This is a genomic window from Variovorax glucosi (genome assembly GCF_051216695.1).
Classification (GTDB): domain Bacteria; phylum Pseudomonadota; class Gammaproteobacteria; order Burkholderiales; family Burkholderiaceae_C; genus Variovorax.
Genome location: NZ_JBPJZE010000352.1, coordinates 1 through 1,070 on the forward strand (window position 1 = coordinate 1; position 1,070 = coordinate 1,070).

The 1,070-nt window shown below is 64.0% G+C and carries 1 protein-coding gene and 1 pseudogene; one reads left to right on the forward strand and one right to left on the reverse strand.

Annotated elements, in window-relative coordinates:
* The first annotated feature begins 262 nt into the window (after positions 1-262).
* Positions 263-838 (forward strand): acyloxyacyl hydrolase, encoded by a 576-nt coding sequence (locus ACSFA3_RS25590; RefSeq protein ID WP_435469713.1) that lies wholly within the window; start codon positions 263-265, stop codon positions 836-838.
* Here ACSFA3_RS25590 and ACSFA3_RS25595 read toward each other — a convergent pair.
* Positions 835-1,070, reverse strand: a pseudogene (locus tag ACSFA3_RS25595) (UPF0104 family protein); the annotation flags it as partial. The gene ACSFA3_RS25590 and the pseudogene ACSFA3_RS25595 overlap by 4 nt on opposite strands.

Consider the following 1,070-nt stretch of genomic DNA (forward strand, 5'->3'; position numbering starts at 1 on the left):
CCACTGCATGCGCGGATTGGCCAGACGGGCGGCGGAGGTAAGAGACGACATGTGGGGCCGTGCGCTCGAAGGCCGTTGTAGGGGGTCGGACCACTATAGGCTTCGCCGGCTGCAAATGCTGCAGCGCAACAAATCTGACTCTGCATTTTTGTTGATCAAGTCCCACTTTCCGATGTGGAAATTACGTGCTGATCGAATATCGAACGCGGCAGAAATTAATGATGTCGACTTATTTCCACTTCATGCATCTAGAAGTCGCATCATGAGATTCCACGCTTCCGCGCCCCTGCGGGCTGCCGTGTTCGCGGGCCTTTTCAGCCTGCTGGGCACAGTGGCCCATGCGTTCGAAGACAGCGCACGCGGTATTTATGTCGAAGGGGGCCGCGCCCCGCACGGCGAAATGGGCAGCACCAACTCGGCCACGGTGGGCATGACCTTCCCGTGGTCACTGCGCCAGCCGGTGCAGGAAGGCGCGCTCACAACCTACTGGGACGTGTTCCTGAGCAACTGGCACGCGCCCGCGCTGGGCGACGGCCCGCACGACTACGCGCAGATCGGCGCGATCTACACCTGGCGCTACCGCTTCGACCACGGCAGCTCGCCCTGGTTTGCCGAAGGCGGCGTCGGCGGCAGCGTGATGGACCACGTCTACAAGACGCCCGACCGCAGCTTCAGCACCGCCTTCCAGTTCACCGAAGTGCTCGGCGTGGGACGCAGCTTTGGCGAGCAGGGCGAGCACGAACTGTCACTGCGCTTGCAGCACTTCTCGAATGGCGGCATCAAGAAGCCGAACCCGGGCGAGAACTTCGTCAAGCTGCGCTACACCTACCACTTCTAGCGCCTTGGCCTCGCCGGCACGCGCAGCCGCCTGGCCCTCGCTTCGGTGACCAGGTAGCCCAGCGTGGCCACCACCAGCGGCAGCAGGTAATACAGGCCGCGATAGGCCAGCAGCGCGCCGAGCAGCTTCGCTTGTGGCACCTCGTGCGCAAGCAGCGCCACGAACACCGCCTCGAGCACGCCGAGCCCCGCCGGCACGTGCGTGATAACGCCGGCCACCGCTGCCACCAGCA